Origin of the sequence: Dehalogenimonas sp. 4OHTPN, assembly GCF_040448695.1 — a bacterium.
GTDB lineage: Bacteria > Chloroflexota > Dehalococcoidia > Dehalococcoidales > Dehalococcoidaceae > Dehalogenimonas.
Genome location: NZ_CP159307.1, coordinates 494,144 through 520,843 on the forward strand (window position 1 = coordinate 494,144; position 26,700 = coordinate 520,843).

The 26,700-nt window shown below is 49.6% G+C and carries 28 protein-coding genes; 23 read left to right on the forward strand and 5 right to left on the reverse strand.

The window, feature by feature from the left end; all coding sequences use genetic code 11:
* Window positions 1-21 precede the first annotated feature (21 nt).
* The 4 genes from ABV300_RS02680 (at window position 22) to ABV300_RS02695 (ending at window position 4,196) form a co-directional block, all read left to right on the forward strand.
* Window positions 22-300 (forward strand): DUF2795 domain-containing protein, encoded by a 279-nt coding sequence (locus ABV300_RS02680; protein ID WP_353715005.1) that lies wholly within the window; start codon window positions 22-24, stop codon window positions 298-300.
* Window positions 301-483: 183 nt separating this feature from the next.
* Window positions 484-2,253 (forward strand): adenosylcobalamin-dependent ribonucleoside-diphosphate reductase, encoded by a 1,770-nt coding sequence (locus ABV300_RS02685; protein ID WP_353715006.1) that lies wholly within the window; start codon window positions 484-486, stop codon window positions 2,251-2,253.
* Window positions 2,254-2,274: 21 nt separating this feature from the next.
* Window positions 2,275-2,535 carry a DUF2795 domain-containing protein gene (locus ABV300_RS02690; RefSeq protein WP_353715007.1) on the forward strand — a complete coding sequence of 87 codons (261 nt, stop codon included), beginning with the start codon at window positions 2,275-2,277 and terminating at the stop codon, window positions 2,533-2,535.
* Window positions 2,536-2,711: 176 nt separating this feature from the next.
* Window positions 2,712-4,196 (forward strand): reductive dehalogenase, encoded by a 1,485-nt coding sequence (locus ABV300_RS02695; protein ID WP_353715008.1) that lies wholly within the window; start codon window positions 2,712-2,714, stop codon window positions 4,194-4,196.
* 233 nt (window positions 4,197-4,429) lie between these two features.
* On the opposite strand, the gene ABV300_RS02700 is transcribed toward ABV300_RS02695, so the two are convergent.
* On the reverse strand, window positions 4,430-4,876 hold the full coding sequence (locus ABV300_RS02700; RefSeq protein WP_353715009.1) for a MerR family transcriptional regulator: 447 nt from the start codon (window positions 4,874-4,876) through the stop codon (window positions 4,430-4,432).
* 135 nt (window positions 4,877-5,011) lie between these two features.
* Between ABV300_RS02700 and ABV300_RS02705 the strand changes: the two genes are divergently transcribed.
* The 3 genes from ABV300_RS02705 (at window position 5,012) to ABV300_RS02715 (ending at window position 7,374) form a co-directional block, all read left to right on the forward strand.
* Window positions 5,012-5,431 carry a pyridoxamine 5'-phosphate oxidase family protein gene (locus ABV300_RS02705; protein WP_353715010.1) on the forward strand — a complete coding sequence of 140 codons (420 nt, stop codon included), beginning with the start codon at window positions 5,012-5,014 and terminating at the stop codon, window positions 5,429-5,431.
* A 101-nt stretch (window positions 5,432-5,532) separates the two neighbouring features.
* Window positions 5,533-5,925, forward strand: a complete 393-nt coding sequence (locus ABV300_RS02710) for a response regulator (RefSeq protein WP_353715011.1) — start codon at window positions 5,533-5,535, stop codon at window positions 5,923-5,925.
* Window positions 5,926-6,096: 171 nt separating this feature from the next.
* Window positions 6,097-7,374, forward strand: a complete 1,278-nt coding sequence (locus ABV300_RS02715) for a PAS domain S-box protein (protein ID WP_353715012.1) — start codon at window positions 6,097-6,099, stop codon at window positions 7,372-7,374.
* 60 nt (window positions 7,375-7,434) lie between these two features.
* Here ABV300_RS02715 and ABV300_RS02720 read toward each other — a convergent pair whose 3' ends face one another.
* Together ABV300_RS02720 and ABV300_RS02725 are read right to left on the reverse strand one after the other, a co-directional pair.
* A complete protein-coding gene (locus ABV300_RS02720) occupies window positions 7,435-8,145 on the reverse strand; it encodes a response regulator transcription factor (RefSeq protein ID WP_353715013.1) in 711 nt (236 codons plus the stop codon).
* Window positions 8,145-9,329, reverse strand: a complete 1,185-nt coding sequence (locus tag ABV300_RS02725) for a PAS domain-containing sensor histidine kinase (protein ID WP_353715014.1) — start codon at window positions 9,327-9,329, stop codon at window positions 8,145-8,147. The genes ABV300_RS02720 and ABV300_RS02725 overlap by 1 nt, the downstream gene beginning before the upstream one ends.
* Before the next feature lie 408 nt (window positions 9,330-9,737).
* On the opposite strand from ABV300_RS02725, the gene ABV300_RS02730 reads away from it, so the two are divergent.
* The 6 genes from ABV300_RS02730 (at window position 9,738) to ABV300_RS02755 (ending at window position 17,881) form a co-directional block, all read left to right on the forward strand.
* Window positions 9,738-10,550 (forward strand): radical SAM protein, encoded by an 813-nt coding sequence (locus ABV300_RS02730; RefSeq protein ID WP_353715015.1) that lies wholly within the window; start codon window positions 9,738-9,740, stop codon window positions 10,548-10,550.
* A gap of 26 nt (window positions 10,551-10,576) precedes the next feature.
* On the forward strand, window positions 10,577-12,085 hold the full coding sequence (locus ABV300_RS02735) for a radical SAM protein (protein WP_353715016.1): 1,509 nt from the start codon (window positions 10,577-10,579) through the stop codon (window positions 12,083-12,085).
* 22 nt (window positions 12,086-12,107) lie between these two features.
* Complete coding sequence (locus ABV300_RS02740; protein WP_353715017.1) at window positions 12,108-13,595, forward strand: reductive dehalogenase; 1,488 nt, start codon at window positions 12,108-12,110, stop codon at window positions 13,593-13,595.
* A gap of 113 nt (window positions 13,596-13,708) precedes the next feature.
* Entirely contained in the window at window positions 13,709-15,160 is a 1,452-nt protein-coding gene (locus ABV300_RS02745) for a reductive dehalogenase (RefSeq protein ID WP_353715018.1), read from the forward strand.
* Window positions 15,161-15,265: 105 nt separating this feature from the next.
* Window positions 15,266-15,661, forward strand: coding sequence for a hypothetical protein (locus ABV300_RS02750; RefSeq protein ID WP_353715019.1), 396 nt, complete (start codon window positions 15,266-15,268; stop codon window positions 15,659-15,661).
* A gap of 48 nt (window positions 15,662-15,709) precedes the next feature.
* Window positions 15,710-17,881, forward strand: coding sequence for a radical SAM protein (locus tag ABV300_RS02755; RefSeq protein ID WP_353715020.1), 2,172 nt, complete (start codon window positions 15,710-15,712; stop codon window positions 17,879-17,881).
* 99 nt (window positions 17,882-17,980) lie between these two features.
* On the opposite strand, the gene ABV300_RS02760 is transcribed toward ABV300_RS02755, so the two are convergent.
* Complete coding sequence (locus ABV300_RS02760) at window positions 17,981-18,436, reverse strand: hypothetical protein (protein ID WP_353715021.1); 456 nt, start codon at window positions 18,434-18,436, stop codon at window positions 17,981-17,983.
* Between the two features lie 597 nt (window positions 18,437-19,033).
* On the opposite strand from ABV300_RS02760, the gene ABV300_RS02765 reads away from it, so the two are divergent.
* The 7 genes from ABV300_RS02765 to ABV300_RS02795 all read left to right on the forward strand — a co-directional run bounded on the left by ABV300_RS02765 (window position 19,034) and on the right by ABV300_RS02795 (window position 23,890).
* A complete protein-coding gene (locus ABV300_RS02765; RefSeq protein ID WP_353715022.1) occupies window positions 19,034-19,717 on the forward strand; it encodes a hypothetical protein in 684 nt (227 codons plus the stop codon).
* Window positions 19,718-19,744: 27 nt separating this feature from the next.
* The gene (locus tag ABV300_RS02770; RefSeq protein WP_225973672.1) at window positions 19,745-21,097 is read left to right on the forward strand and encodes a DNA polymerase III subunit beta; all 1,353 of its coding nucleotides are present in this window, start codon (window positions 19,745-19,747) and stop codon (window positions 21,095-21,097) included.
* Window positions 21,098-21,270: 173 nt separating this feature from the next.
* Window positions 21,271-21,483: a hypothetical protein gene (locus tag ABV300_RS02775; RefSeq protein WP_076004654.1), complete on the forward strand. Its 213-nt coding sequence runs from the start codon at window positions 21,271-21,273 to the stop codon at window positions 21,481-21,483.
* Between the two features lie 89 nt (window positions 21,484-21,572).
* Complete coding sequence (locus ABV300_RS02780) at window positions 21,573-21,875, forward strand: hypothetical protein (protein WP_076004655.1); 303 nt, start codon at window positions 21,573-21,575, stop codon at window positions 21,873-21,875.
* Window positions 21,876-21,956: 81 nt separating this feature from the next.
* Window positions 21,957-22,253 carry a hypothetical protein gene (locus ABV300_RS02785; protein WP_076004656.1) on the forward strand — a complete coding sequence of 99 codons (297 nt, stop codon included), beginning with the start codon at window positions 21,957-21,959 and terminating at the stop codon, window positions 22,251-22,253.
* 66 nt (window positions 22,254-22,319) lie between these two features.
* The gene (locus ABV300_RS02790) at window positions 22,320-22,793 is read left to right on the forward strand and encodes a hypothetical protein (RefSeq protein ID WP_076004657.1); all 474 of its coding nucleotides are present in this window, start codon (window positions 22,320-22,322) and stop codon (window positions 22,791-22,793) included.
* A gap of 377 nt (window positions 22,794-23,170) precedes the next feature.
* Window positions 23,171-23,890 (forward strand): IS3 family transposase, encoded by a 720-nt coding sequence (locus tag ABV300_RS02795; RefSeq protein WP_257787733.1) that lies wholly within the window; start codon window positions 23,171-23,173, stop codon window positions 23,888-23,890.
* Between the two features lie 107 nt (window positions 23,891-23,997).
* Here ABV300_RS02795 and ABV300_RS02800 read toward each other — a convergent pair whose 3' ends face one another.
* Entirely contained in the window at window positions 23,998-24,900 is a 903-nt protein-coding gene (locus ABV300_RS02800; RefSeq protein WP_076004659.1) for a hypothetical protein, read from the reverse strand.
* A 188-nt stretch (window positions 24,901-25,088) separates the two neighbouring features.
* Here ABV300_RS02800 and tatA point away from each other — a divergent pair, with 188 nt between their 5' ends.
* From tatA to ABV300_RS02815, 3 genes are all read left to right on the forward strand, one after another.
* Entirely contained in the window at window positions 25,089-25,322 is a 234-nt protein-coding gene (gene tatA, locus ABV300_RS02805) for a twin-arginine translocase TatA/TatE family subunit (protein ID WP_076004660.1), read from the forward strand.
* Window positions 25,323-25,387: 65 nt separating this feature from the next.
* A complete protein-coding gene (locus tag ABV300_RS02810) occupies window positions 25,388-25,651 on the forward strand; it encodes a twin-arginine translocase TatA/TatE family subunit (RefSeq protein ID WP_076004661.1) in 264 nt (87 codons plus the stop codon).
* 67 nt (window positions 25,652-25,718) lie between these two features.
* Window positions 25,719-26,690, forward strand: coding sequence for a polyprenyl synthetase family protein (locus ABV300_RS02815; RefSeq protein ID WP_076004662.1), 972 nt, complete (start codon window positions 25,719-25,721; stop codon window positions 26,688-26,690).
* The last annotated feature ends 10 nt before the right edge of the window (window positions 26,691-26,700 follow it).

Genomic DNA, 26,700 nt, shown 5'->3' on the forward strand with positions numbered 1-26,700 from the left:
AAGACAGTGAGGAATAACGCCATGATGATTATGGAAAAGCCGGCCTTCAAGGTTGAAAATCGCGCCGCCGAGGCCTTGCTTGAGCCGCCGAAGATGAACTCGGTCACCCTGGAATACTATCTCCGGGGCCTTCATTATCCCGCCGGAAAAGCTGAGATCATCGCCCATGCCGAAGCCGGCGGTGCGCCCTGCAACGTCATGGCCTTCTTCATCAACCGCCTGCCGTCGCGGCAATTCCGCTCAGTGGCGGACATCAGTTTCACTGTCTTCGTCAGCTCTTACATGTTCGGTCAGGACTAGTTACCTTAACAACTTAATCGTCGTCACTCGGGCAAGCCTCACGGTGGGGGAAACCAGGGCGCCGGCTGTTGCGACCAGCCTGCTTAATATGCTGTGAAACCCCTCCCGTGAGCTCCCTGGGTGTAATCGGGGTTCACCGCGGGGCTTGCCCTCTCTTAAAGCCTTTCCTCTATAGGAGAGAAAATGGTCATCGACATAATTAAAGAAACCAAGCCGGCGCTTACTCCCAATGCCCTCAGGGTACTGGAGAAGCGCTACCTCCGGCGTAACCGCCGGGGCGAGCTTATCGAGACGCCGGAAGAGATGTTCCGCCGCGTCGCCCAGGCTGTGGCCGCAGCCGAGCTCATCTATGACCCATTGGCCGATACCGACATCATGGCCGGCGAGTTCTACCGGCTGATGAGTTCGCTTGAATTCCTGCCCAACTCCCCCACCCTCCTTAACGCCGGCACCGAGGTCGGCCAGCTGTCATCCTGCTTCGTCCTGCCGGTGCCCGATTCGATTGAGGAGACCTTCGACGCGGTGAAGTACACCGCTCTCATCCATAAAAGCGGCGGCGGCATAGGCTTCGATGTCTCCAAAGTCCGGCCCAGGGGCGCCGCGGTGGGCGAGCACCTTGACGCCGCCGGCGGCCCGGTAGCGCTAATCCATGTCATCGCCGGCGCGGCTGATTACATCCGCCAGGGCGGCGTCCGACGCGGCTGCAACTCGGTGGTCATGAGCGTCACCCACCCGGACATCCTCCATTTCATCAAAGCCAAGTCCGATCCCAACGTCCTGACCAACTTCTACAACTCCGTCTCGGTCACCGATGACTTCATGACCCGGGTCAGGGATGGATCGGATTACGCCTTGATCGACCCCAACACCGGAGAGGAAACCGGCCGCCTTAACGCCCGGTCGGTATTTGCGCGTATCATTGACCAGTCCTGGCGCACCGGCGATCCCGGCCTCGTCTTCACCGACCGGGTCAACCGCGACAACCCCACCCCCTGCCTCGGCCGCATGGAGACGGTCACCGGCTGCGGCGAGCAGGCATTACTGCCCTACGAGTCCTGCAACCTCGGCTCCATCAACCTCGTCCGCATGCTGCGCCGGGACAACGGCACTCTCTCTATTGATAACGACCGGCTGGCGCGGGTGGTTAAGACCGCCGTCAGATTCCTCGACAACGTCATCGATATCAACAAGTTCCCGGTGCCCGCTGTAGAGGCGGCCACCAGGCGCACCAGGAAGATCGGCCTCGGGGTCATGGGCTTTGCCGACATGCTCATCCGCCTGGGTATCCCCTACAACTCCACCCGGGCTATCTCCGTCGCCGAAGAGGTCATGGAGTTCATTAACGATAAAGCCCATGAGGCCTCCCGTGAACTGGCACTTGCCCGCGGCGCCTTCCCCGCCTGGGAGGGCAGCGTCTATGAAAAGCGCGGTGTCCCGATGCGCAACGCCTGCTGCACCACCATCGCCCCCACCGGCACCCTGTCGATCATCGCCGGGGTGTCATCGGGGATAGAGCCGATCTTCGCTACCGTGTTTGTGAGAAACATTCTCGACGGCGAGAATCTCCTTGAGGTCAATCCCTACTTCGAGGAAGTCGCCAGGGAGCGGGGCTTCTTCACCCCGGAGCTTATCGAGCAGCTGGTCACCTCCAACCACCTCCAGGACCGAAAAGACGTCCCGGAAGATGTCCGGAAGGTCTTCGTCACCGCCCACCGGGTGTCGCCGCAGTGGCACGTCCGCATCCAGGCCGCCTTCCAGCGCCACACCGACAACGCTGTGTCCAAGACGGTCAATTTCCCCCATGAGGTCAGGCGAGAGGATATCGCCAGGGTGTTCGAGATGGCCTGGGATTGGGGTCTGAAAGGCATTACCGTCTACCGTGATCGAAGTCGTAACTCACAGCCGCTTTGCACGAGCGAGACCGGGCTGGAATTGGTGAAAGCTGTATTTTAAAGCTCATAAGGAGGCACGCATATGACGATTAAACTGGACCGCAGTCTAGAAAAAAACCTGACGTCGCCCGCGTTCCACTACTGTCTGGATATGTCCATCGCCGATCTGGAAACTTGCCTCAACGGCATCTCCTACCCGGCCACCAGGCATGATCTGGTGAGCCAGGCCCGCCGCAATGGGGCTAAACCGGATGTCCTGGCTTTCCTTCACCTGCTGCCGGAAAACAAATACCCTCAGTTCCATGATATCGCTTTTATGGCCTGGGCATTCCTTTTGGTCTAAACATCGTGGGGTATTCCGACACTCAATAGTGCCCAAAGGATGTCGGGAAAAAATAAAACGAAGGAGGGCAATAATCATTCATAGCGTACAATGCCAAGCGATTCCATAGCACGACAGGGTTTATTCTCGCGCCGTAAAAGCTTAGACCTAATAAATTGGAGAAGAAAAGGAGATCCATGTTTCATACAACGCTAAGCCGCAGAGATTTCATGAAAGCCTTGGGGGTATCCGGGGCAGGCATAGGTGTCAGTTCGTTAACCCCGGTCTTTCGAGATTTAGACGAGGTAATGGCCGCTCCTTCCGCAAATCTTAATAGACCTTGGTGGGTAAAAGAACGAGAAATTGGTAATCCAACGGTCGAGGTTGATTGGTCATTAATCAATCGTCATGATAACACCAAGGCACTCGTGGGCGGAGGATTTGGACCGATTGTTGGCGCTGAATTGCAGGCAAAGTTGAAGGCTGAGAGCAACGCATTGCAGTTATCCGATGTGAAAAATAATACGCCCGGGGCAACCCACAAGGATTGGGCTTTGTACTCTGCATGTGGTTCCTTTGTTGAACAATCAGTGATGAACTATGTTCAGGCAACAGCAAACTGGCAGCCTGGTACTGCCCCCCAAGTTTTCACCTGGACCACACCACCTACCCCAGATTACTTCGGGACTACCCAGTTCAAAGGAACGCCCGAAGAAAATTCCCGAATGCTCAGGGCTGCCATGCGTTTTATGGGAGCTTCACAGGTAATGTTTGGGGAGCTTGCTGACCACGAGAAAAAGTTGATATTCACCAAGCACAACCGCACGAAAAAAGAAATCGTCTTTGAAAACGTTGAAAAGGGATACGAGACAGACAAGAAACACGTTGTGCCTGATAAACCTCTTTGGATCGTGTCAGTAGCAATACAGATGTCTAAAGAGCTTTTCCGCCAAGGCAGAAGCCCCCTCCGCACAGCAGCTAATGGAAGCCGGTATTACCAATGGAAAGGTGTTCAGGCTAGAACGCAGGCATTTTTGAATGTCCTGGGTTACCAGGGGATAGGATATCCAGAGTTTAGTACTGGAGTGATGCCATCCCAGGCCGATGCCATTCTTTGTGGTTTTTCGGAAGGCGCGAGAAACAACAATGTAACGATCAGTCCGGAGTTTGGCACAGTTGTCGGATACTTCAGTCTCTTAACAGATCTACCACTCGCTCCTAACAACCCGATCGACGCTGGTTATTTTAGGTTCTGCCATACTTGCCGAAAATGCGCTAATGAATGCCCCACTCAAGCGATTTCTCATGAATCTGAACCGAGTTGGGATATTCCTAAGTCTTCTTTGGCGCCCGACAAAGCCCCTACCTGGTCAGTCCCAGGGAAGAAAGTATTCCATACCGACTTGCCTTTGTGTTTTACCCAATTCGGCCAGCACCCAGGTTGCGGTACGTGCATGGGGACATGTACCCACAATGTAAATGGTACCGCGGGCATTCACGAGATCGTCAAAGCGACATTATCGACCACTCCAGTTTTCAATGAGTTCTTGTGGCGCGCTGACGACACTTTTGGGTACGGTGTTATACCAGTGGAAGACAGAGAAAAATGGTGGGATTATGAGTTCCCGACCTACGGGTATAGTACCACTCTAATGTCTCACCATGGCGGCTACAACAAATAAGGATTCCTTCTAGGGGCTACCACGGCATTGTGCGTCGTGGTAGCCCCATATAGGTTAATATGGTTAAATTTGGTCTTATCGTATTGATTGTCAGTGTTTCCTGCAGGAAGGAAACTAAAGTGCAGGCATTTAAGTTAACGCGTTATGGCTTAAATTGAAGTACGTAGTACCACTTGTGACGGAAAGTGGAACTCACCTTCGCAAAACCGTTACTACAATGGTTCAAGTACGTCTTACAATATGTACACACACTGAGGACAATCCTGGCAACTCGGACGGTCGCATTTTAAGCACGCTAATACAGATTCAAAAGCAGTGGTGTTATGTTCCTTCAAATCACTGAGAATTGACTGTTGTTCGTCGATCTTGTTGTTAGCAAGCTTTAGGGCGTTGAGAGAACGCTCAAGGATTTCCGCTTTGGTGCCGGGGGCTGGTACATTCAAACCAAGAACGGCTTTGATGTTATCGATGCTCATGTCCAGGCGTCGGAGGGTATTGATAAAGCGCAATCTAACGACAGCGCGATTGTCATACAGTCGTAGCCCACTGGGCGTCACCGCCGTCGGTTGTAGCAGACCTTCTTCCTCGTAATATCGTACAGTCCGAAGGCTTACTCCCACATCCTTAGCAACATCACCGATTTGGAATATCACACCGGGTTTGTCAGATTCACCATTCATAGTGCCATGATATCATATACGTCTGTTCAAGACAATGATGTAAGGGAAAGATAATCTCGTAAAGTCTTGACAATAACGTAGCGTAAGCTTATAATCCTGTTCAACCCTACGGGGAATATTTATCGGAGGACGAGCATGGCGACAATGCCCCAAGAAGTAATCGATCTATTCCAGGACCCCACAGTACCCAAGATGATTGCTACCATCAGCCGTGACGGTGAACTCAACGTGACTCCTAAAACGAGCATGCAGGTGGTTAATTCTGGCACCCTAGCCTTTGCCGATCTCTATGGCTTGACCACACGGACTTTCAAGAATCTACAAGAGACTAAAAAAGTAGCTATTGTTGCTATGAAGGTGCCTCTGGCTCCCCCCTTTACGACCTACCAGGTGAAAGGGACATTTCTGAAATATGAAACATCTGGATCTCTTTACGATAACTTCGCAAAAGCTTTGAAGGATGCGATGGGCGTAGATATCACCGGGGTTGGCACAATTCATGTCGATTCTGTCTATTCCCAGGCGCCTCAGGACAAAGGTAAAAAAATCGCCTGACACCCGGAAGTATGATGAATCAAATGCGGTTATTTACACTTACCAAAGATCATACTATCACCGAAACGATATCCCTGGCCCTCCAAGTCGGATGGCCAGGGATGGAGGTAATTGCTGGCGAGGACATTCGGGCTAGCTGCTTGTTTAGAGATATAAAACCTGAAGTTGTAGTAATCGATCTTGACCTACCTGATGCTCAAGGTTTTAGGCTGGCAAAAGACATTAGGGATTTGTCTGATGTGCCCATAATCACTTTATCTACCCATTATGTTGAGACTGAAATGGCTCGAGCAGTTTGGGCCGGTGTGGATGCGTATCTATTAAAAACGGTCGGGATGTTTGGGATCCTCGCCTGGGTACGGTCCTTATTGAAAGGCCATTCAGTAGAAATTGATCCAAAGATATTAGGTAATATTTCCTCTCGTCCAAAACTTCAGAACTCCTTCCCCCAGAGGCGATCCGAGCAAATGACGGACTTAATCGTCGCATCATAGATGGTACGGTTCCTTGACCAACGTTACGATGCTCTTGAACCCACCTCGCAAGCGGAATAGAATTTGCTTGAATGACGATTGGAAGCCTCAAGAACATCTTGATTATCAGACTCCTCCGTTGTTAAACACATAATCCAAAAACCGATTGATAAAATTCCGATGGACCAACCTATGAAAACTTCCGGATCGCATCGTACGCCCAAATCGCAATTGCTGCTTCGCAATCGGCTCCTTGCGACCATCAACCGGGCAACCGGTATTAAATGTCTTCTGGATGATTTGCTAGTTGAAATCAAGGGTATTACCGGGTGCTCTGTAAACGCAATCAGATTATTGGATGAAACAGGGAATATCCCTTACCGTGCCCATAGTGGGTTCGTGGACGGTTTTTTTAAGCTCGAAAATGCGCTATCGATCATCTCAGACAAATGCATGTGTATTAATGTTATAACGGGAACGGCAGATCCACAGCTGCCATATTACACGCCTTACGGATCCTTCTATATGAATGCCACAACGAATTTTCTGTCAACGGTTGCAGATGATGAAAAGGGGGTTACCCGTAATGCTTGCAGTGCTTTTGGTTATGAATCAGTAGCACTCATTCCGATCAAGTCTGGGGCTAAGATAATCGGTTTGATACATATAGCCGATCAAAGAGAGGATATGGTCCCTTTGCGTTTGGTGAAACAATTGGAAGGTCTCACATATGACGTTGGGGTTGCTATCGAAAGGCTCGTGGAGCTCGATAAGATTCAAAACAGCGAGCAATATTATCGCTCCCTCGTCGACAAGGTTCCGGCAGGATATTTGGTGTTAGATGCTGAAGGGTGTATTTTGGAAGCTAATTTAAATCTACTGGAGATGATCGGTTGTATTCGCAAAGATGCGTTAAGCAAAGCTTTTATTGACTTTGTTGCGATTGAGCGGCGAGCATTATTCCGGGAATGGGTCAATCGGTTGAAAAGCCAAGGAGAATGCAGCTTCGATTGTATCCTAAATTCTAAGGATGGAGCCCATATGGAGGTTTCTATCGCGGGACGCTCTGATTCGACAAAAGATAGCAGATTGTGGAAGGCCTATTGCGTCGTCAATGATATTACACAGCGTAAGAAAGCCGAGCAGGAGATACGGAACCTTGCGACGCTGCCTCTAATAAATCCGAATCCCATCATTCAGGTCACTCCCGAGGGCGTTATCGTATTTGCCAATACCGCCGCCAAGCCCGTATTGGAATGTTGGCACACCAGATACGGGAAAACCCCTCCTCTCTATTGGCAACAGGCGGTTCATGAAGTGTTTCGAACGGGTACGATGAAAACGTATGAACTTCAACATCTGGGACACGTGTATGATTTAAAACTGTTCCCGGTTCCGGAACTCGGATTTATTAACATCTATGGTATTGACATCACTAAGCGGCTTCGCCAAATGGAGCCACATAAATAGCGAAAGGCACCTCAATTATTTTCTGATGGATTCCCTTGATTGTCACCCAAGACTTATCATCTACTTGATACCGTAGTTGTGAGCGAGTACCGCAAGTTGAGTCCGATTCGACACTCCTAATTTTTTCATGCATCTATAGACATATTTTTTTACTGTTGCAGAAGTGTATTTAAGTTGGTTCCCAATGTCTTTGTTACAGTAGCCTTTTGCTAGTAAATGAAACACGAGCCTTTCTTTGTCGGTCAATGCTGCACCGAACTTTTCGTTCACGTATCTACTGTTAATCGTTGGTTCTGTCAACTGCCGAGATATGTTGCCCATCGCCCTATAAAATATTCGGGTATCCCAAATACACAAGCCAGCACAAACCATTCTGATCGCTGACGCCAATACCATTCTCGGGCATTCTTTTAAAATGAATCCATCTGCTTTTGACTTGATAGCTTCAGTCAAATACAATTCAGAATCATAACCGGTAAGGAGCAAAATGCCTGTAAATGGATATTCGCTCCGAATCTTTTGCATCAGAGAGAATCCATCCATGTCCGATTCGCCAAGTTGGATGTCCAATAGAACCACATCGGGTCTTAAGTCTTTAATGAGTTCGAATCCCCCGATCGGATCAGATGCCTGACCTGCGATCTTAATATCCCTTTCCTTTTGGAGCATCGTCTGCAACCCTTGCCGGACAACTTCATGGTCGTCGATTAGGGCGACTGTTATTGTCCGTCCAATTGGCAGCGTCGATTCCTGAAAAGTGTTCTGATCCATTAGGGTGCACTCCTCTCTTGATCCTTCGACTCAGCCCACCTGGCTGGTTCAAGAGGAACTGCAACGTCTATTGACGTACCTTGAGTTAGATGACTATTGATCTTGAAGGTGCCACCGAGCAATTCGATCCGTTGCCGCATCCCTTCAATCCCTCCAGATTCTCCAGTCAGTATTGAATCGATATCAAAACCCTTCCCATCATCCGAAACCCGCAGATTGACAATGCCACCGCTATTTTCCACCGAAACGATTACCTGTGTTGAGGTCAGACTGTGCTTCATGATGTTTAGAATCGCTTCGTGGAAGACGCGGTACAAAGCTGTTTCAATTTGAGGTGCTAATCGTGTGTTTAGGCCACCCGTCATTTGTACTTTCAGCCCTGTTTTATCTTCCAATAGTCTAAGTTCTTGTTTTATCAATTCAATCAAGCCGTATCTTGTGAGCGTGACTGGGTACAATGATTTCATGATGTTTCTGGTTTCATTAAGAGTACTCCTTACAAATTGAAGCACCTCATCCACCTGAAACTTCTGCGATCCAGTGGCTTCCTCCAGGACTTCGCTAAGGTAGTGGCAAATGTGCACTAAGTCCTGAACAACGCGATCGTGGAGTTCCGCTGCAAGAAGCCTACGTTCGCTTTCTTGGGCTTTAACATATTCAAGCGTTAAATTGCGTAATTTATGCTCGAAACGGATTATTTGATCTTGTTTTGACTTGCTGTCTTGAATGCTGGCTTCAAGTTTTTCCACAATGCCTGTTAATTCTCTGGTCCTGATCTGAACCATTTCTTCAAGCCGATGCCGGTATTGGTCTAATTCTTTTTCTTTGTTAACCCGTTCTGTGTCATCTCTAACAAGACTTTGGACATAGCTCTTTCCATCGATGGTGATTAAACGACTGATGAAACCGGTATGTACGGTATATCCATCTTCCCTTACGTAATCAAGGTTAGCCCCTCCATAACCTCGTTTAAGTATCTCTCTGAACACCATTTCTCCTGCGGTCTGTTGATCCGGGGGGCGAGTCTCCCATACCTTCATCTTGATCAACTCTTCGAACGTTTTTCCGGTAAGAGACTGATACTCTTTGTTGCAGTCGACTATAAGTCCTGACTCAGCATCAATGAGAGCTATACCATCGCGTGAATTGTCGAAAAGCATTTGGTACCTGGCTTCTTTTTCCATAATAAAATCCCTGCTCTGCCCGTTCGACCTGAATCGATTATAAGTCCGCGCTGACACCTTTTGAAGGGGATCAGGGCTCGGGCGAGCGAATCAGGTTACTATATTATCGATTACCATCCACCTTTGATACCTCCATTGTATCACAATGCCTAGAAAATATACGCATAAAATACGATGGCAAAACCAATATTCTTCGGTAGTATTGGAGTCGTCGATAAAACTGAGAACTTGCCAACTTAGGTAGACTCACAAAATGAATAGTACTAGCGGCAAGCCTCACGGTGGGGGAAACCAGGGTGCCGGCTGTTGCGACCAGCCTGCTTAATATGCTGTGAAACCCCTCCCGTGGGCTCCCTGGGTGTAATCGGGATTCACCGCGGGGCTTGCCGGATTTTTAAAGAGGACCTGATGCCGACCAACATCTATAACATAGCTTTCGCCGAGTCAGCCAGGCAAGCATATCTCCATTTCTGGGGATGCAATATCCGCTGTAGGGGCTGTATCCTCCGAAAAATTCCTTACGACTCAATGCTCGATCGCAATATGCATCTGTACCTAGCTGAGCCCAAAGGTGAAGCGGCACCCCCGAAGAGATTTCTCGATTTTAAAAGTGTAATGGATATCTTATCTGACCTTAGGCCGACTTCAGTCATCTTGGAAGGCCAGGAAGCATCTCTAGATCCGTCTTTCTCTTTAATCACCGAGACCCTACATGAAAGGTTCAACACCCAGAATATCCTCCTGACTAATGGGCTGAATATGCCTGATCTTTCGCACGTCGACAAGGTAGCGGTAGGCCTTAAGTGCTTCGATGAGGGCTTGCACATCGATTATACCGGCTTTCCCAATCGGCAGATCCTTTCCAATTTCCGGAGGATCCATGCATCTGGAGTAGCTATTCTGGCCGAGACGGTGGTCATCCCCGGATACATAGATAAAGAAGAGGTCGAGAAACTTTCTCAGTTTATCGCCTCTGTTGATCCAAATATCCTATATCACCTTGATGCATACTCCAGGGTGGCCGACAACCCCTGGCCGAGAGCCACAACGAAAGACATCGAGCAGACAGCAGTAGCCGCTAGGCGACACCTGCTCAATGTGCAATTTCTCCGTGACGAACCCAGGGAGTTCGACGTGAAATCCATCTTCCCGACCGAAGCCGAGCTGGATGCTCCGGAACTAGCTCCGGCTGTAGAAACCCGAGAATTGGTAGCAGGCTGAATTATCAAGAACTGGAGAAACATGTTGTGAAGGTACTATTAGTAGCCGCCACCACCCCGGCCTTTCAAAGAGCTTTTGCCAACTCCAGCAACCTGCCGAATGGACTACTGTTCATCGGCGCCATGCTGGAAAAGCACGGCCACGAGGTCCAGGTCTACGATGGTTTCATGGACGACCGCACGCCGACCGAGTTAGCCCAGTTTAAACCGGACGTCATCGGTTTCTCGGTTATTGTCGGCCCGAACATGGAAGCCGCTATTGATTATTCAAAGCAGTTCAAATCGTTGCTGCCCGGTGTCAAAATCGCCTGGGGTAACGTCAGCCCCAGCGTGTTGACTGAGCAAACCCTAGCTGAGGAGTACATCGATTTTGCCGTTATTGGCGCCGGCGAACACACTATGGCCGAGTTGTGCGACCACCTAGAGAAAGGATCGCCGGCCAGGCTCGAGGACATCAGGGGGTTGGCTTTCAAAGACACCAGCGGCCAGGTGGTCATCAACGAGCACCGGCCTTTCGTCCGGGACATGGACGAACTGCCCGACCCAGCCTGGCACTTGGTCGATGCCGCCAGGTACCGCGAGCTTGATCTCAACACCAGCCGCGGCTGTGCCTTCCACTGCGCGTTCTGTTACAACGATTCTTTCAACAAAGGCTCGCTGGGCTACCTTTCCGCTGAACGGCTGATCGCCCAGATCCAGCACCTTCAAAAAACCTATGGCGCCAGGCACATCCGATTCAACGACGACAACTTCACCTTTAACCGCAAGCGCCTGCGCGACTTCTGTAGTTTGCTGAAGGAGAAGCGGATCAAGCTGACCTGGAGCTGCGACTGCCGCGCCGACCTTTCGGCTGAAGACGCTGCCATGATGTCTAGGGCCGGCTGCGTTTCGGTGACCCTTGGTTTCGAGACTGGCAGCCAACGGATGCTCAACTTTATTCAAAAGGGCATTACTGTCGACCAGATGATCAAGACCTTCTGGCTCCTCATTAAGCACAAGATCCGGGCTTCCCTTTACATCATGCACGGCTTCCCCACCGAGACAGCAGAGGACTTCAAAGCGACCCACGAACTCCTAGCGAGGCTGGACAATCCTTACTACCTTTATAACCGATTCCGCCCGTTACCGGGAACAAAACTTTTCGATTACTGCATCGATCACCGGCTTATCAACCCACCCGAGACGCTGGCTGAGTGGCCGGAATACATGATGCAATACTCCAACCGCATCAACCTTAGCGACGTGCCTGACTCAATGATCAACGAAGCTATGGCCCATTATCTAAACACTTATGCTTTGAACCGATTCCGCTTCACCCTGAAACACGACCCAGGCTATTTCAGGATTATTCTCACCAATCCTCGCAAGTTCCTCAGGGAAGTTCTTAGCCTGATCAAGAACCAGATCTATGTCGTCAAATCCAAAAAACATCTGTCCGGTTTTGCCGTTAGCTTGAAAGAGGCTCATGCCAAGTTGGCGTCGAAACCAGCCCGAGGAATCCGAATACATGAGATAGGAGAATGCATAAACAATTGATCCCTGGGAAAGTCCAGATGGTATGGGAAAGACCAAATCAACTCGAAAGTCGAAAACAACAAAAGGAGAAAAAATGTCAAGGTTATTCCATTCAACAGTATCCCGAAGAGATTTCATGAAGAGTCTGGGCCTTGCCGGCACTGGCATTGGGGTTGCGGCTTTGACAGCACCCACGTTCCATGACCTTGATGAACTGGTTTCCACGGACATGGCCAATCCAAAAAAACCATGGTTCATCAAGGAGAGAGAACTCGAAAATCCGACTATGGAAGTGGATTGGGCCCAAATAAAAAGATTTACTTCAACTCATAGCGCACTTTCTAATAACACCCTCTATGATGTCAACTATACAAATGTTTTGGCAGGCGCTATCGAAAATCGAAAAAAGTGGATGCTTGACAATAGCCCTGGCTGCACCCTAAAAGATAACGCTCTGAACAGTTCTGTTGGCCTTCCAGAGGGTTCTACAACTCCGTGGGTACCATCGGTCAAAACCCCCGAGATATTGGGTGTTCCGAGATATGAAGGCACACCCGAGGAAAACGCCCGTATGATGAGGTCTGCTCTCCGTTTCTTCGGGGCGGCTTTGGTTGGATACGTGCCCCTGACCGCAAACACCAAGAATCTTATATACAGCAATGGCTATACCTTTGAAGATACCCCAAACGGTTATCTGGACACAAAGAAAGGCAAAGTCATTCCCAATTCGGGGATGACTGTAATTCCGATAAGTTCATTAACTCCAGTTACATCACTTATGACTGCTCCTAGCATATTAGGTCATGCTGGTAACAATTTACAGAACAGGCTGAGAGACCAGGCGGTTAGTTCCGGATCTCGGTTCTTGGCGGCATTGGGATACGATGGCTTATGCAGCGGAATCGGTCCGGCACCTGCCTTTAGTTCTCTCGCAGGGGGTGGGGAGATCGCAAGGACCGGGGGCGGACTTATCTCGGCAAGTTACGGCATCGGGTTAGGCACGAGTATGCTAACTACCAATTTTCCATTGGAACCCACCCGTCCAATCGATGCAGGCATCGCAAAATTCTGTTGCAGTTGTGCGAATTGTGCCGATGTTTGTCCAAGTTCATCTATTCCCACTGATCCCGAACCCACCTGGGAGTTACCGGAATATGTGTACAGTAAAATTCCGGGCAATTCGGCACAATTCTCTATTCCAGGGAAAAAGGCTTTTTGGTTCAACGCTTCGACATGTACTAGCTACAGCATGTCAATCTCACGTTGTCTCGCATGTGTATCGAGTTGTGTCTTTACAAAAATGAATGGCTCAAATATTCATGAAATCATAAAAACAATCATTGCTAACACTCCTGCTTTTGATAGGTTTTTCGCCAGTATGGACCAGATATTTGGCTATGGGAACCAAGAATTTAAGGCTGGTGTCGGACCACCAACGGGAACTTTCAATACAGCTGGCTCTGACTGGTGGACCTGGGAATTGGCACCAAACGGAGCAGAAGAGCGCTTCTTCTCAAAGATCGCACAGTGATTAAAACAAGACGAACAAGGAGAATGCATGAGCTATTGACTTCCGAGAAAGTTCGGATGGCATGGGAAAGACCAAGTCAACTCGAAAGTAGAAAACAATAAAAGGAGAAAAAAATGTCAAGGTTGTTCCATTCAACAGTATCCCGAAGAGATTTCATGAAGAGTCTAGGCCTTGCCGGCGCTGGCATCGGGGCAGCAGCATTGACCGCGCCGGCATTTCATGACCTAGACGAAATGATGGCGGCGGGAGATACATCTAACCCTCGAAGGCCTTGGTGGGTTAAAGAACGGGACTATGAAAATCCTACAGTCGAAATAGACTGGAGTCTCGTAAAACGCTTTGATTCAACTAAACACACCCTTGCCAACAATGCCATTTACGATCAAAACTGGCCGAAGGTTGTCACAGACACAGCTGCATTCGAGAAAAAGTGGAAGACTGAAAAAAAGCCGGGTTTTTCTATTCAGGATTATGCTTTCCTTCGAACTGTGGGTAATCCTCCCGGTTCAACAAATCCGTGGGTTCCTGCTTCAACTTCATTCACTTCCCCCGAAACGGCTGGTGTACCGAAGTACGAAGGCACACCCGAGGAGAATTCCCAATTGTTACGAACAGCCCTTAAAGCGTTCGGGGCTTTCAGCATGTCCTACGTACCGGTGTCCCAGAACACCTTAAAACTGGTGTATTCGAACGGGTACACGATCGAAGACACTAAAGTCGGTTATAATGACGCGAAAAAGGGCAAGGTCCTCCCGAGCTCTGGAATCACCCACATTCCGATTATGTATCCGGAAATGTTGGCTGAGTTCCAGGTTGCTCCCAGCGCTTCAACCCGGGCTATTCATAGCAAAGGAAACCAGGTTACCGGCGTCGTCGTCAGTTCCGGTCAGCGGTTCCTGGCTACTCTCGGTTGGCAAGGTCTCAGCGGTTCAGTCGGTCCAACCCCGGCTTTCTTTGCTCTAGGCGGTGGCAGTGAGCAGGGACGTATCGGTGGTCAATCAATCAGCCCGACCTATGGTATGACCCAGACGCATAACATGCTATCAACCGATCTCCCGTTGGTACCGACCAAGCCGATCGACGCCGGTATCTGGAAATTTTGCCATACCTGCGGCAACTGCGCCAAAGTATGTCCCAGCGACTCAATCAATACCGATACAGAACCCAGTTGGGAAGTCCCATCGTTTGCCAATAGCTTCGCCGAAGCAGGGATTGCCTTTTCTATCCCGGGCAAGAAGGTGTTCTGGAATAATATGTCGACATGCGATACCCATTGTAACCTTTGCGCGGGTGGTTGTAACATATGTATGGCAAACTGCGTGTTTTCTCACCTTGAGATTGGCAGTGTCCATGAGATCGTCAAAGCCACCTTGGGTACTACTCCGGTCTTTAATACATTCTTTAAAGACATGGATCAGATCATGGGTTATGGTCTTCAGCAGTTTGGTCCTGGTATAAGCCCGCCATTGAATGGCACGTTCAATCCCAGATCCGCGGAATTCTGGCAAAAAGAGACCTTGCCATTCATGTGGGATGGCAGAGCGACTCAAAAACACGCACAATAAGCCTTCCCTCAAGGCGCAGGGTTGTCACAAACAGGGCGAGGGGGAGTTCAATGCTGAACTCCCCCTCGTGTTCGGTTCTTTTTAATGTTCACCGGAGGTTCGAGCTTGAATAGAATTGGTAATATTGCCCTCATCCTTGCATGGTGCATCATCCTTATTGCGTGTTCACCAGTGGCTTCAAATCCGCCAAATACTACTGAAAATAAACCTGAAATTCCAGCAACATCTTCGGCCATCGATTGTCTTGATAATACCGTATTACCTACAGGCAAAACCTTCTTATTAACGTTGGTAGTAACTGGTGAGGGGACAGTCACACCTACAAAAGGGACATATACTTATACCCCGGGTACGGTTGTCGATCTTACGGCTGTTGCGTTCGAAGGTTGGGTTTTCAATATCTGGATCGGAAATGTCGAAAATACCATGGAAAATCCTACGACTGTAAAAATGAATTGTGATCAGACAGTTATGGCATATTTCTCGGATGCGAACGATTAGTTATATATTCTACCTGATGGGATCTATAAGAACTGGTACCGGGTCACGATGAAAGTTCTTCTTCTGTTTCCCCCGCACTTCACACCTTTCCGGCCATACCTGGCCGGGCCGTCGCTATGTGCATACCTAAAAGAGAAGGGAATCGAAGTAATCCAGAAAGATTTCAATGTTGAAGCCTACCATCTTATGCTCTCTGAGAAATACCTCAAAGACCTTAAAAACACACTAGAACAAAAATTTGCTCTTTTTGAGGCGAAGAATAGGCTTCAACCTGGTATCGAACAGCGAACATACAATAATATTTACATGGCCAAGGCGATGGTCGGGATTTTAGCTGGTAAAGTGGAGGCGGCAAAAAATAGCCTAAGAAGTGAAGAGACTTTCTACAGCCCAAGCGAATTGTCTCATGCCAGGGACACGCTGGACCGCGCATTCTCTGTTATCTCAGCGGCATACGCCCCAACAAGTGTCAGCTTTGCCCCGCTGGACATGCCGGCTTTCACCGGGTCTTTCGAGTCCCTCTTGGCTGCAACGATGATTCAAGCAGAAAATCCGTTTATCCAACTTTACCAAGACTATCTCACGCCATACATTAAAGAAGAGAAACCGGACGTCATTGGAATTACCATCGCTGCTGAAAGCCAGTTGATTCCGGCCTTGACCCTTTCGCGAATGCTTAAATCTAACGATGATAAAGCACATGTTTGTATCGGTGGTCACGTGGTCACGGTCTTGTCAGAGGCGATTGCAAACCATAATGAGTTCTTCAACGAATTCTTCGACAGTGCGATACTCCACGAAGGGGAACTGCCGCTTCTGAAACTGGTAGAAGCAATAGAGCAAAACACAACACTCGAGAACGTGCCTAATCTCATGTTCCGTAACAGTGACGGTATTCACACCACCAACGCCGCGCCTCCCCTGGACATCAATTTATTGCCAACTCCATGCTTTGATGGTCTGAATCTTAACGCATATTTTGGCCCTGAACCCGTTCTGCCGTTGCTCTCATCAAGGGGTTGTTACTGGAATAATTGCGCTTTCTGCGGCCATACTCTGGGGTGGGGTGGGCCTTACCAGCCAAGAGACGAAGAGAAAGTGGTTGATGATATTGAGTTGTTAGCTCTTAAGTACGGGGCGCGCCATTTTGCATTTTGTGACGAGGGAATTTCGCCAGAAGCCATTTCTAAGCTCTCTGATGAAATCATGAAACGGGGTCTACTGATAAATTGCTCGACAAATATAAGATTGGAAAAACAGTTCACCCCAGCATTGTGTCGCAAAATGGGTAGAGCTGGCTTTCATTTTTTATCGATGGGTTTCGAATCTTGCTGTGATCGAGTGTTAAAACTCATGGTTAAGGGCACCACAAAGAACATTGCTACTGAAGTCTGTCGTAACGTCTATGAGGCAGGGATTTGGAATCACGCCTATTTCATGATGGGATTTCCAGGGGAAACTTTATCTGAAGCTAAAGAAACCGTTGATTTTCTGATTTCAAGTCAAGATAGAATAAGAACATTTTTCGTTGAAAATTTCAACCTCGGTAAAGGGTCTGGTATCTATAGAAATCCTGAAAAATACGGCATTACTAAAATCAATGATGGGCCAGAGACGGAATTCCGCCTTGGTGTTTTATATTCCGTTAAGTCAGGCTTGTCTGACGATCAAGCTCGCAGCCTGGCACATTATTGTATGCAACAAGTATCCACCTGTTATGAGAGTACCAACCTCCTTGAACTAATTGGTTATCGTTATGATAAAGATTTCATGTTGCCGCTTTATCTAGCTCACTTCGAACAAAGTGACCCGCTGCTCAAGACCACAATGCGATTACTCAATCGGAAAACTGATAAGCAAACTGCTGCAGGAATAACTCGAAATTCCATTCCCCGCCTAAAAACGAATATTGTTATTGAACGAATAAATTACGACTTATCTGCGATCAGAGAGAACATCATCCGCAGCGAGGATAGTGTCGCCCTCCCCAATCCATCAACAGTCATCATTGAACCTAGTTCACTGAGCTTAATCTCACCTCCCGATCGGGGATTTGAGTTTCTTGCTTTATGTGACGGGAACAATACTGTATGGGAGATCGCGAGCCGGCTTGCGAGAAAATACTGGTTGAATCCGGAGATGATTGTTGGTGAATGTATTGAGTTCCTCAATACGATGGTTGAACGATGCGTTGTTGAAAATGGGACAATCGGTTCATAGATCTGTATGAATAACCAATCGTCAAATCCATACTTCTTGACGATTAGTGACATTATATTTCGTTTTCCGGTCAGCCATGAATTTGAAGTAGATATGGCATTACTTGTGTGCATCGGCCAACCTCCGTTTCAGTTCATCGATGCTGCAATGATATTTAATTGCGCTCATTGGAATTCGATTAAGTCGCCGACCGACCTCAGATAGATCCGCGCGGTCCAGTCCACCCATGGTTTCAATTGAGCATTTGAGCTGGAAAGCCAGATCGTTCATCGACCCTAGAACACTACGGCTGTTGGTCTTTGCAATTGTGACGTTCCGATAGTCTTTCAGCGCACAATCAATCAGTGGCTCGGTAAGCCCTTCGCCCATCAGGTTTTTGAACAGACCCAATCTAAACAACTCTACAAAGTCTGGGAACAGCGGCCTTTTTCCAAAGCGCACGAAAAACGAATACAGGGTTTGATCGTTAGTGAAAAGCACCCATCGTTTGCGTTCTATCCGTAACAGGTTGGCGTGCCAGTCCCACAAACTGGGTGATTGATCCGGTTCGGTCAACTGACGGAGTCCAATCTTCTCCAAGAGCTTAGCAGTACATCTTATGATTGCCACAACATCTTACCTCGGATCAAGGTGTAGCGAACTATATCGCCGCAAAGATTATAGCTCATCCCCAGCTAGCAGGCTGTTACTTTATTGCCATTGAACTTTCCTCAGGTTCTCGCTTGCAATAAATGGCGAGAGATCGGCGTGAGTAGAACATTCTGACCTAATAAGAGAATCAGAGACAGCACAGAAGGGAGCTTCAGACTCCCTTTTTTGATTTTCCGACGTTTCGATTCACCCGGGGGGGGGGGGGGGGGGATATCGACATAATAGCTATTTCTTAAGGATGAACAAAATGACTTTTTGTTTGACAATGAAGCTGGAAAAACACGCAAACGCACCTTAACAACTGAACATGAAAAGCCTTGACCTGAACGCTTGCCCTGAAAGGGGGAAAACGTGAGTTCAAGCGTAACAGTAGCGGGGGAATACAATCGGCCTGGGGGCTTCTGTAACCGATGTCACAAGGTTTGGGTGCTAAAAGAGCGGCAAGGCGTTTGCCGATGGTGCGGAAAGATCGCCACCTGTCAGACCAAAGAGACAAGCGCCTTGCGTAGTTTCAAGTCTAGCCGAAGCACCAGACCAAAGCAAACCGAAGCGGTCGGGTATGACCACCTTAGCGGCCAATGGCTTACCTTCTATACCATAGCCTCGAAGTTCAGCCACAAGGCCAAGCCGGACGAGCGGGATGACCTGCTCCATGACATTATCATCACCCTTGCCGATGTCGAGCGGAATAACGGATACCATCCCTTCACCGAAACCGCCATGTATCGCATCGCCAGCCGCGCCCAAGCATTGTACTGGCGCAAGCGTTACCGGATAGACAACGGCCTTACCTGCGGGGACTGTAGCAAGGCGCAACGGCAGAAGTGTAAAGAGAACTGGCTCTTTTCGGCGTGTCCCAAAGCCGTCAAACTCGAAAGCCTGAATAAGCCCGTCATAGACGATGAAGGCAACACCACCGAACTCGGCGATCTGATTGCCGACGACAGGGCGTTAGACCTCGATGCCTGGCTGGATGCCGGCACTTTTCTGCTCCATTGTCCCGACAGGCTAATCGCCATCGCCGAAAAGCGGCGGGACGGGCAAGCCCTTACCAATGCCGAAATGATTTACCTTTGCCGCTTTCGGAAAATGGAACAACAAAGACTGTTTGAGGGTGAAAGGTTTCGGCCTTATTCCGCAACTAATACAGTGGGAGCTTCGGCTATGCCAGCGAATTGCGGGTAGCCGATAGCTTACTACTAGGCGAAGCCGATGGAGTTGCCCACCTATCGGATAGCAAGAGGGGGTCGGACAATCGAACAACTGAATATTGAGGGCAAGCGTTCAGGTCAGGGCTTTTTAGCGCACAAGGCTGTACTGGTCAACGCCTTATCAAGGACACTCGCCGAAAGGGCGATGCTTCTTGACCTCACCATTGGGCGGAAAGGCTTTCTTACTTACCTCAAGTCTTTAGGCGGGTCGAACATCGTGAAAATCGTCCCGTCTAACGGCGATGCCAGCGTATCGCGGGTCGCCGGAAAATGCCTTAAGGTGGTCTGCGGAGCCAACACCAGCTACCTTGACAACATGGCCTGGGTCGGCGAAAAAACACCCCTTACCCTGTGCGACATCAGGGTAAGCCCGTCATACTCGGTAAGTCCCAACCTCGGCGCGACAGAGCTATCGGAAGCCCTTTCAAGGGTACTGCCGTTTACCTCGGATGAGAACACCCGCCCCGTACTTCAATGCGTTCTCTTCCGGGTCAAGGACGGCAAGCTAACCCTCGTTAGCGCCGACGGCTACCGACTCGCCGTACTCAAACTGGACTTCGACGGGGATGAAGGACAAGCTCTCGTTAGTCGCGATGAGCTAAAGGGCGTCACCGCCGCTCTTCGACGGGCGCGACGGGTAAGGCTGTCACTTGAAAAGAGGAAAGACAGCGAGGGGATGGACCTCAATCTGGACACGGAGCTAATCCGCTATGGATGGCGGGGATGCGCCGGTAACTTTCCAGACTATGAGAAGCTCATACCCGCCGACTTTAGCGCCCGCGCCAGCTTCGACACCAATGAGGCGCTCAAGGCGGTAAGCTCACTCAAGGTCATTGCCAACGTCAAAGCCTACGCCATAGACCTCACCATCGGCAACGGCAAGGTGGTCATGGCAAACACCGACGACAAGGGCGAGGCCGAGATACCCGCCGACACTACCGGCGAGCCTATCAAGATAAGGCTTGACGGGGGTTATCTCGCCGAAGCTCTGAGGGCTTGCGGCGGGATGGTGGAGCTAAAACTCGTTGACGCGAAGTCACCGATGCTTTTTGCCGCGCCGGACTATGAGCTGGTGGTCATGCCGATGCTTCTGCCGGAAGCCAAGAAGCCGAAGGTCGAAGCCAAGGCCGCCGAGACTCCCCACGAAAGCGGGGACAAGACAGAAGCGAGCCAACCCGCCGAACCCGCCGAACCGAAGGTTGAGATAGTCGAAGCGGTCGCCGAGCCGGATGCCGAGCCGGTCGCCGCCGAGGAAGTCGCCCAAGCTGTCGCCGAGGCCGAGGCCATCACGAAGGCCGAGAAGCCCAAGACCAAGAAGCATAGCAAGGCGAAAGAACCAGTCGCCGTTGCCTAAAGCCTGAACTGAAACGCTTGAACTCACAAAACAGCCGCACATGAAGGGGCTTTAACGCCCCTTTTTGTGCTTCTTTTTTCGTAGGGGATATTCCTACCTGTGCTGGTGGGAATATCCCCTTTTGTTTTGGCTGAAATACCGGCGAGGGCAAGAAAGGCGAAACGGAGAGAAGGATGAAAGAACAAAGGATACCGGAACTCGGCGAGCATGCCGACCGCGGTTTCCGGCTGGAAAACCTTGACGACCACATGGTGGCGCTCTACCACGAGGATGAGGAACTGGGCGTTTTCAGCCAGATCGGAGCGACGGCGGAGAGCATCCAGAAGGAATGCGCCAGGCATCTTACCGCCAGACATGGCGGGGAAGGCATCGAGAAAACCGAATAAGGCCGCCCAGGGCGTAGAGAAGGGGTCGAGAAGCATGAAGTACCGACCCCTTACTCTTGCCCGAAGACGATGGAAAGGAGGTGATAAATATGGATGCGCTGCTGGTAACCAATCCCACTGTCCCGCTAGGCCAGGTGGTGGCCACCCGGGGAGTGTATGCCTTGGCCGGAGAAAACCCCAAGTTCGCTGAGTTCATGCCCCGCTGCCTGAACCGCCACGCCAAAGGCGATTGGGGCGACCTCGATGAGGCAGACAACCAAGAGAACGAGCTGAGCCTGGAGCAAGGCTTCAGACTGCTCTCGTCTTATGAGAGCGAGGGCTTACCTAAGATTTGGATCATCACCGAAGCCGACCGGTCATCAACGACAATTCTTTTCCCCGATGAGTACTGACTCAAGAACCTGTGTGCCAGTTAGGTGTTATCAAAGCAGGCAAATACGAAGGGGTAACAATGCCCGAATAGAGGTGAAACTATGCCTATCAAATGGAGTGCCCTTAAGGTAAGTGAAGCAATGGACATGGTCGAGGAGTTCATTGACCAGGCCGCCGAACCGCTGGAACAGGCCAGGATTGTAGCAATTGCAGCAAGAGGAATAGACGACATCCCACAATACGTCGACGAGCGCCTTGCACATCTCATCGGCGATATTGGGCGTATTGACCATATCAAGGGCTCTATTTCGGAAGTCCGAAAATCCTTACCTATCGGCGCCGCGGCGGAAGAGCAGAAGAGAATCGAAAGCGGCAACCAGCTCGTCCTGGTGGCCTAAACCAATAACCACTACCAAATTCAAAGGGATACCCATGCCCAATACTGAACGGAAGGAGTAACAAGCATGGCAGGTCAACTCGATCTGTTTCAGGGCGTTAAGCTGGCGGAGCCGGTGCCGAAAACCACGGTCAGACTTGGCCGGAAAGCCGCCCAGATACCGCTACGGAAGAAGCAGCGGGTAGCCGCAAAGCGTCTCATGGAAATACTTAAAGAACTGGAGGGTAAGGACATTTACCTTGGCTCCTACAGTGCCGGCGGCGGCCATTTCTGGCTCGATAATCTGAAGCTATCTAAGCTTAGAGTCGATGGGTTCAGGACGGAATCTGATGTATCCTGCCCGCCATCGGTCATCGTTTTGTGGGGGAGTAAAGGGGCCTGCGTCAGGATATTCACGGACTGCTTGTTAGCAGTCCGTGAACAAGAGTATCAGAATTACCATCACTATCTCCTCGACTTTTGGAACGGCTTTGGCCAATGCCCGATAAACGGTTACAGATCACACTACGCATGTTTGGCTGTCACCAAGTTCAAGGGCTGATCGACAGGAGAAAGCTCAAATTAAAGGGAGTCTGGGGGTTCGTCCCGGCTCCCTTTTTTTATAGAAAAGGAGCGAGAATACCCGCCAGCTTGCTGGCGGGATGAATCGCAAGGGCGGGGTGGCCCGTTTCTTCCCCTCCTGATGCCCCCCAGCTTGCTGGGGGGGGTAATTCACTTCACAATCCTCGACTCGGGGCGGGCCAGATTCACCGTGACGGTGGTCGATTTGACCCTTATAAGTACGATTCATCGGCCATCGGCATGAAGTAAGTGAAATTCATCTAATTTTATCCCACAAGATATCTGAAACTAGTCTAACAATTGCTGTGGTCTGAAATAAAGCAAAAGTGGCGAATGCTTTAGAATGATGAGCCGGACCTGGCTTCGCGGCTACAGAGAAGGGATACCATAAGGGCTTGTGTGTTTGGCAGCCCGCGGCTCCACATCATGCTCAAAAGAGAGGGACTGGTAGTCAACCACAAGCGGACCGAACGCATCTACAGGGAAGAGGGATTGGCTTTAAGAAGGAAGAGACGCCGTAAAGGAGCTGCCAGCGCCCGTGTTGTGATGTCGGCGCCATCTCGTCCCAATCAGAAGTGGAGCATGGATTTTGTGACTGACAGCATCGTAACCGGCCGGCGCTTCCGGGCCCTGGCCATCGTCGATGATTATTCCCGGGAATGCCCTGCAATCGAGGTCGATACCTCGCTGGGTGGCGTCAGGGTGATCAGCGTCCTGGAAAGACTGGCGGCTATGCGCGGCTTGCCCGAAGCCATCACCGTGGTGGATAACGGGCCAGAATTTGCCGGTAAAGCTATGGATGAGTGGGCGTTTCGCAAAGGGGTCAAGCTCAGCTTCATCCGCCCCGGCAAACCTATTGAAAACACCTTCGCAGAAAGCTTCAACGGCAGACTACGCGACGAATGCCTGAACACAAACTGGTTTCTGAATCTAAAACATGCCAGAGAAGTTATCGAGGCATGGAGAATGGATTATAATACTGTCAGACCTCATAGCTCATTGGATGGATTGGCACACCAGGAATTCATGGAACTAGACGGAAACACTAAGATGCATCTGGCACTAAAGATGGGGTAAGGTCAACGGATGCTTTTCGTTCGACTTACTCTCTTGTATTTTTTCGCTCCATTTTAATAGTATCCGTTTTAACGATCTGATTTTCTATGTATTTTCAATTTTTACTCTTAACTCTTTGCCCAGATAGACTTAAGAGTAACCCATTGTTCGGGACAATGTCTAATATACCTTTCCATGACCTGAGCTATTTGCTCTACGTTTTTTACTACCGCGCCGTTTCCAGTGGTGAAAACATCGATGGCTGGTTCTACATATATAACATATTTACCATTATCTTCGCGTCGATTAAAGATGGGGACAATAGCCGCTCCGGTGCGCATGGCCATTCTGACAGCTACCGTGGGCAGAGTAGCCTCCTCACCAAAGAAGACCGATGTTATGCCTTTCCCTTTGATGTTACGGTCGCAAGCCATCAATATTGCTTCACCGCTTCGCAGTAGCTGCATCATTGATTCCAGCGCACCCGGTCGGCCTGGCATGAAAGCGACGCCATGGCTCTCTCTCAAGGCAGTAACATGATTAAGCAGAGGCGGCGGTTTCAAAGCCTCTACCAAGACTGTTGTTTTGACCGATCGAATGGCAAATATCTGTGCCGCGATATCAAAACTGCCCAGGTGAGCCGTGACCAACACAACACCCCACTTCCGCTCTAGAGCATCTTTAAGATGTTGCCAGCCATGGACAGTTAAATGGCGCTCGATTTCATCAAGTTCCATGTGCGGTAACTTTATAAGGTCAAAATAGTTTTTGGCTGTATTCTTTAGTACTTCGCGCACAGCCCTTCTTAGGACAATATCATCTACGTTAAACCCCAGGACATGCCTCATATTGTCAGCAACTCCAACCCTCGCTGTAGGGAAGAAGGTGTAAGCGAAATCTGCGACTAGACTCGCGACAAAGTAGCCAAGGTTTCTAGGTAAGTAGGACAGACTGAATCCTGCAATCTTAAACGCATAATATTTCCACATTTGGTCATCCCTCTCTGTGGCATAACTGTTAGCGTCGGTCAAAACTTGACACCTATCTGGAAGTATATTACCATATAATTTGGTTTCTTTGGAAGTTTACCCCAGTCATAACGAGATTGTGTTATGCGAACGTCATATAGAGAAGGAAAGGCGGCACAGGTAAAGCACGCCTCCGATAGTCTCCTTGTAACTGCACCTAAGACGGAGTACACCTCAAAAGTAGGTATAGTGTGCCATTCAGACTGGGCCCCTTGGAACTATGTATTATTCTGGTAATCATTCTCCTCATCTTCGGCGTCGGGAAACTGCCTCAGGTGGGTGAAGCTATTGGCAAAAGTCTTAAGTCGTTCAGGGATGGATCCTCCGGCGAAGATGAAGAAAAGCCAAAAGAAGTGAAGTCGGCAACAATTACCGGGACACCAGAGGCGGTCGTCTCCAAAACGGAAGATACTCCTAAGGCTTAGCTTTGGGAGGGGAGAAGTGGTTCCTGAAGTTTTAGCATGTAGAAGTTAAAGGGTAATAACCAACAATGAACTTTTTCGGTCTAGGTACTTTTGAGATCGTTACTATTCTCATCGTAGCTACCCTTGTCTTCGGTCCCAATCGCATCCCCGAATTCGCTAAAAAGGCTGGGGAGTTCATGCGCAGTTTTCAAAAAATCACTAGTGATATGACCAAGGAGTTCACCAAAGCCATCGATAGTTCACCAACTAAACCTTCTGACACTGGTAAACCTCCTGACTCCTTCAGTGGCATAACCTTGGACAAATATTTTAAAACAAACGATAAATAATAAATGACAAAAACAGGTATAGAATACAGAAGGGGAAATTTGAAGTACTGAGGTTACTGAAAGTAATTTGGACTACAAACTTATATATACACCGGTGGCCAGGGACTTAGCCGATGTCGAGGCTAATCTTTCCGACCTAACTGAGCAGTGGAGAAGCGATTTTCCTGAGCTCCATGCCATGCTGCATCATGTCTTGCGCGGCGGTAAAATCTTGAGGCCGGCTCTGACCTTTCTGGCTGGCCGGTGCATCGATGGGGTAACGAGTCGTATGCTCAATATGGCTACCGCCAATGAACTACTGCACATCGCTACCTTAGTGCACGATGACGCCATCGATAAAGCGGATTTCCGTCGGGGAAGAGAGACGGCGAACAAGCTATGGGGAGTGGAAAAGGCCATTCTACTGGGTGATTTTTTATTTGCTCGGGCTTCTGAGTTCGCTGCTACTACCCATGAACTCCGAGTGGTGAAGCTTTTCTCTAGTACATTGCGAATTATTTCGGTGGGTGAACTCAAGCAGGCTCGGGCTGCTTTCAGTTTGGAACAAAGCTTGCAGGGGTATATGGACCGCATTGCATGCAAGACGGCGGCACTGTTAAAGATGTCCTGTGAATCCGGAGCCATTCTGGCTGGAGGTACCGAGGAACAGATTCAGGTTTTGAGCGATTTCGGATTTAATCTGGGGCTGGCATTTCAAATTGTTGACGATATCTTGGATTTTACCGGTACCGAGGTTGAGTTGGGCAAACCAGTGGGCTCGGATTTGCGACAGGGAACGATCACACTACCGCCGCTCCTTTTAATGGAAAGATACCCAGCCGCCAATCCGATTTCAGATTTCATACGAGGCGTGGCACGCAATAATAAAATCGCAGAGGCCATCGACATGATAAAAAGTGGTGGCTTTATTGAAGAAAGCTACCGCCATGCCTTGAAATATTCGACACAGGCTCAAGAAATGCTTAACCGCCTGCCAGAAAGCCCCTATCGTGGGGCATTGAGGGCTCTGACCGACTACCTTATCGAACGACGAGTCTAAGGTGTAGACG

Excerpts from the sequence above, each read along its gene's own strand:
- ABV300_RS02755 (WP_353715020.1), top strand. The coding sequence starts at position 15,710 with ATGAAAGTTCTTCTTCTGTTTCCCCCGCACTTCACACCTTTCCGGCCA.
- ABV300_RS02810 (WP_076004661.1), top strand. The coding sequence starts at position 25,388 with ATGAACTTTTTCGGTCTAGGTACTTTTGAGATCGTTACTATTCTCATC.
- ABV300_RS02770 (WP_225973672.1), top strand. The coding sequence starts at position 19,745 with ATGGAGTTGCCCACCTATCGGATAGCAAGAGGGGGTCGGACAATCGAA.
- ABV300_RS02730 (WP_353715015.1), top strand. The coding sequence starts at position 9,738 with ATGCCGACCAACATCTATAACATAGCTTTCGCCGAGTCAGCCAGGCAA.
- ABV300_RS02680 (WP_353715005.1), top strand. The coding sequence starts at position 22 with ATGATGATTATGGAAAAGCCGGCCTTCAAGGTTGAAAATCGCGCCGCC.
- ABV300_RS02715 (WP_353715012.1), top strand. The coding sequence starts at position 6,097 with ATGAAAACTTCCGGATCGCATCGTACGCCCAAATCGCAATTGCTGCTT.
- ABV300_RS02790 (WP_076004657.1), top strand. The coding sequence starts at position 22,320 with ATGGCAGGTCAACTCGATCTGTTTCAGGGCGTTAAGCTGGCGGAGCCG.
- ABV300_RS02740 (WP_353715017.1), top strand. The coding sequence starts at position 12,108 with ATGGGAAAGACCAAATCAACTCGAAAGTCGAAAACAACAAAAGGAGAA.
- ABV300_RS02725 (WP_353715014.1), bottom strand. The coding sequence starts at position 9,329 with ATGGAAAAAGAAGCCAGGTACCAAATGCTTTTCGACAATTCACGCGAT.
- ABV300_RS02700 (WP_353715009.1), bottom strand. The coding sequence starts at position 4,876 with ATGAATGGTGAATCTGACAAACCCGGTGTGATATTCCAAATCGGTGAT.
- ABV300_RS02775 (WP_076004654.1), top strand. The coding sequence starts at position 21,271 with ATGAAAGAACAAAGGATACCGGAACTCGGCGAGCATGCCGACCGCGGT.
- ABV300_RS02720 (WP_353715013.1), bottom strand. The coding sequence starts at position 8,145 with ATGGATCAGAACACTTTTCAGGAATCGACGCTGCCAATTGGACGGACA.
- ABV300_RS02780 (WP_076004655.1), top strand. The coding sequence starts at position 21,573 with ATGGATGCGCTGCTGGTAACCAATCCCACTGTCCCGCTAGGCCAGGTG.
- ABV300_RS02690 (WP_353715007.1), top strand. The coding sequence starts at position 2,275 with ATGACGATTAAACTGGACCGCAGTCTAGAAAAAAACCTGACGTCGCCC.
- ABV300_RS02745 (WP_353715018.1), top strand. The coding sequence starts at position 13,709 with ATGTCAAGGTTGTTCCATTCAACAGTATCCCGAAGAGATTTCATGAAG.
- ABV300_RS02695 (WP_353715008.1), top strand. The coding sequence starts at position 2,712 with ATGTTTCATACAACGCTAAGCCGCAGAGATTTCATGAAAGCCTTGGGG.
- ABV300_RS02785 (WP_076004656.1), top strand. The coding sequence starts at position 21,957 with ATGCCTATCAAATGGAGTGCCCTTAAGGTAAGTGAAGCAATGGACATG.
- ABV300_RS02710 (WP_353715011.1), top strand. The coding sequence starts at position 5,533 with ATGGAGGTAATTGCTGGCGAGGACATTCGGGCTAGCTGCTTGTTTAGA.
- ABV300_RS02705 (WP_353715010.1), top strand. The coding sequence starts at position 5,012 with ATGGCGACAATGCCCCAAGAAGTAATCGATCTATTCCAGGACCCCACA.
- ABV300_RS02685 (WP_353715006.1), top strand. The coding sequence starts at position 484 with ATGGTCATCGACATAATTAAAGAAACCAAGCCGGCGCTTACTCCCAAT.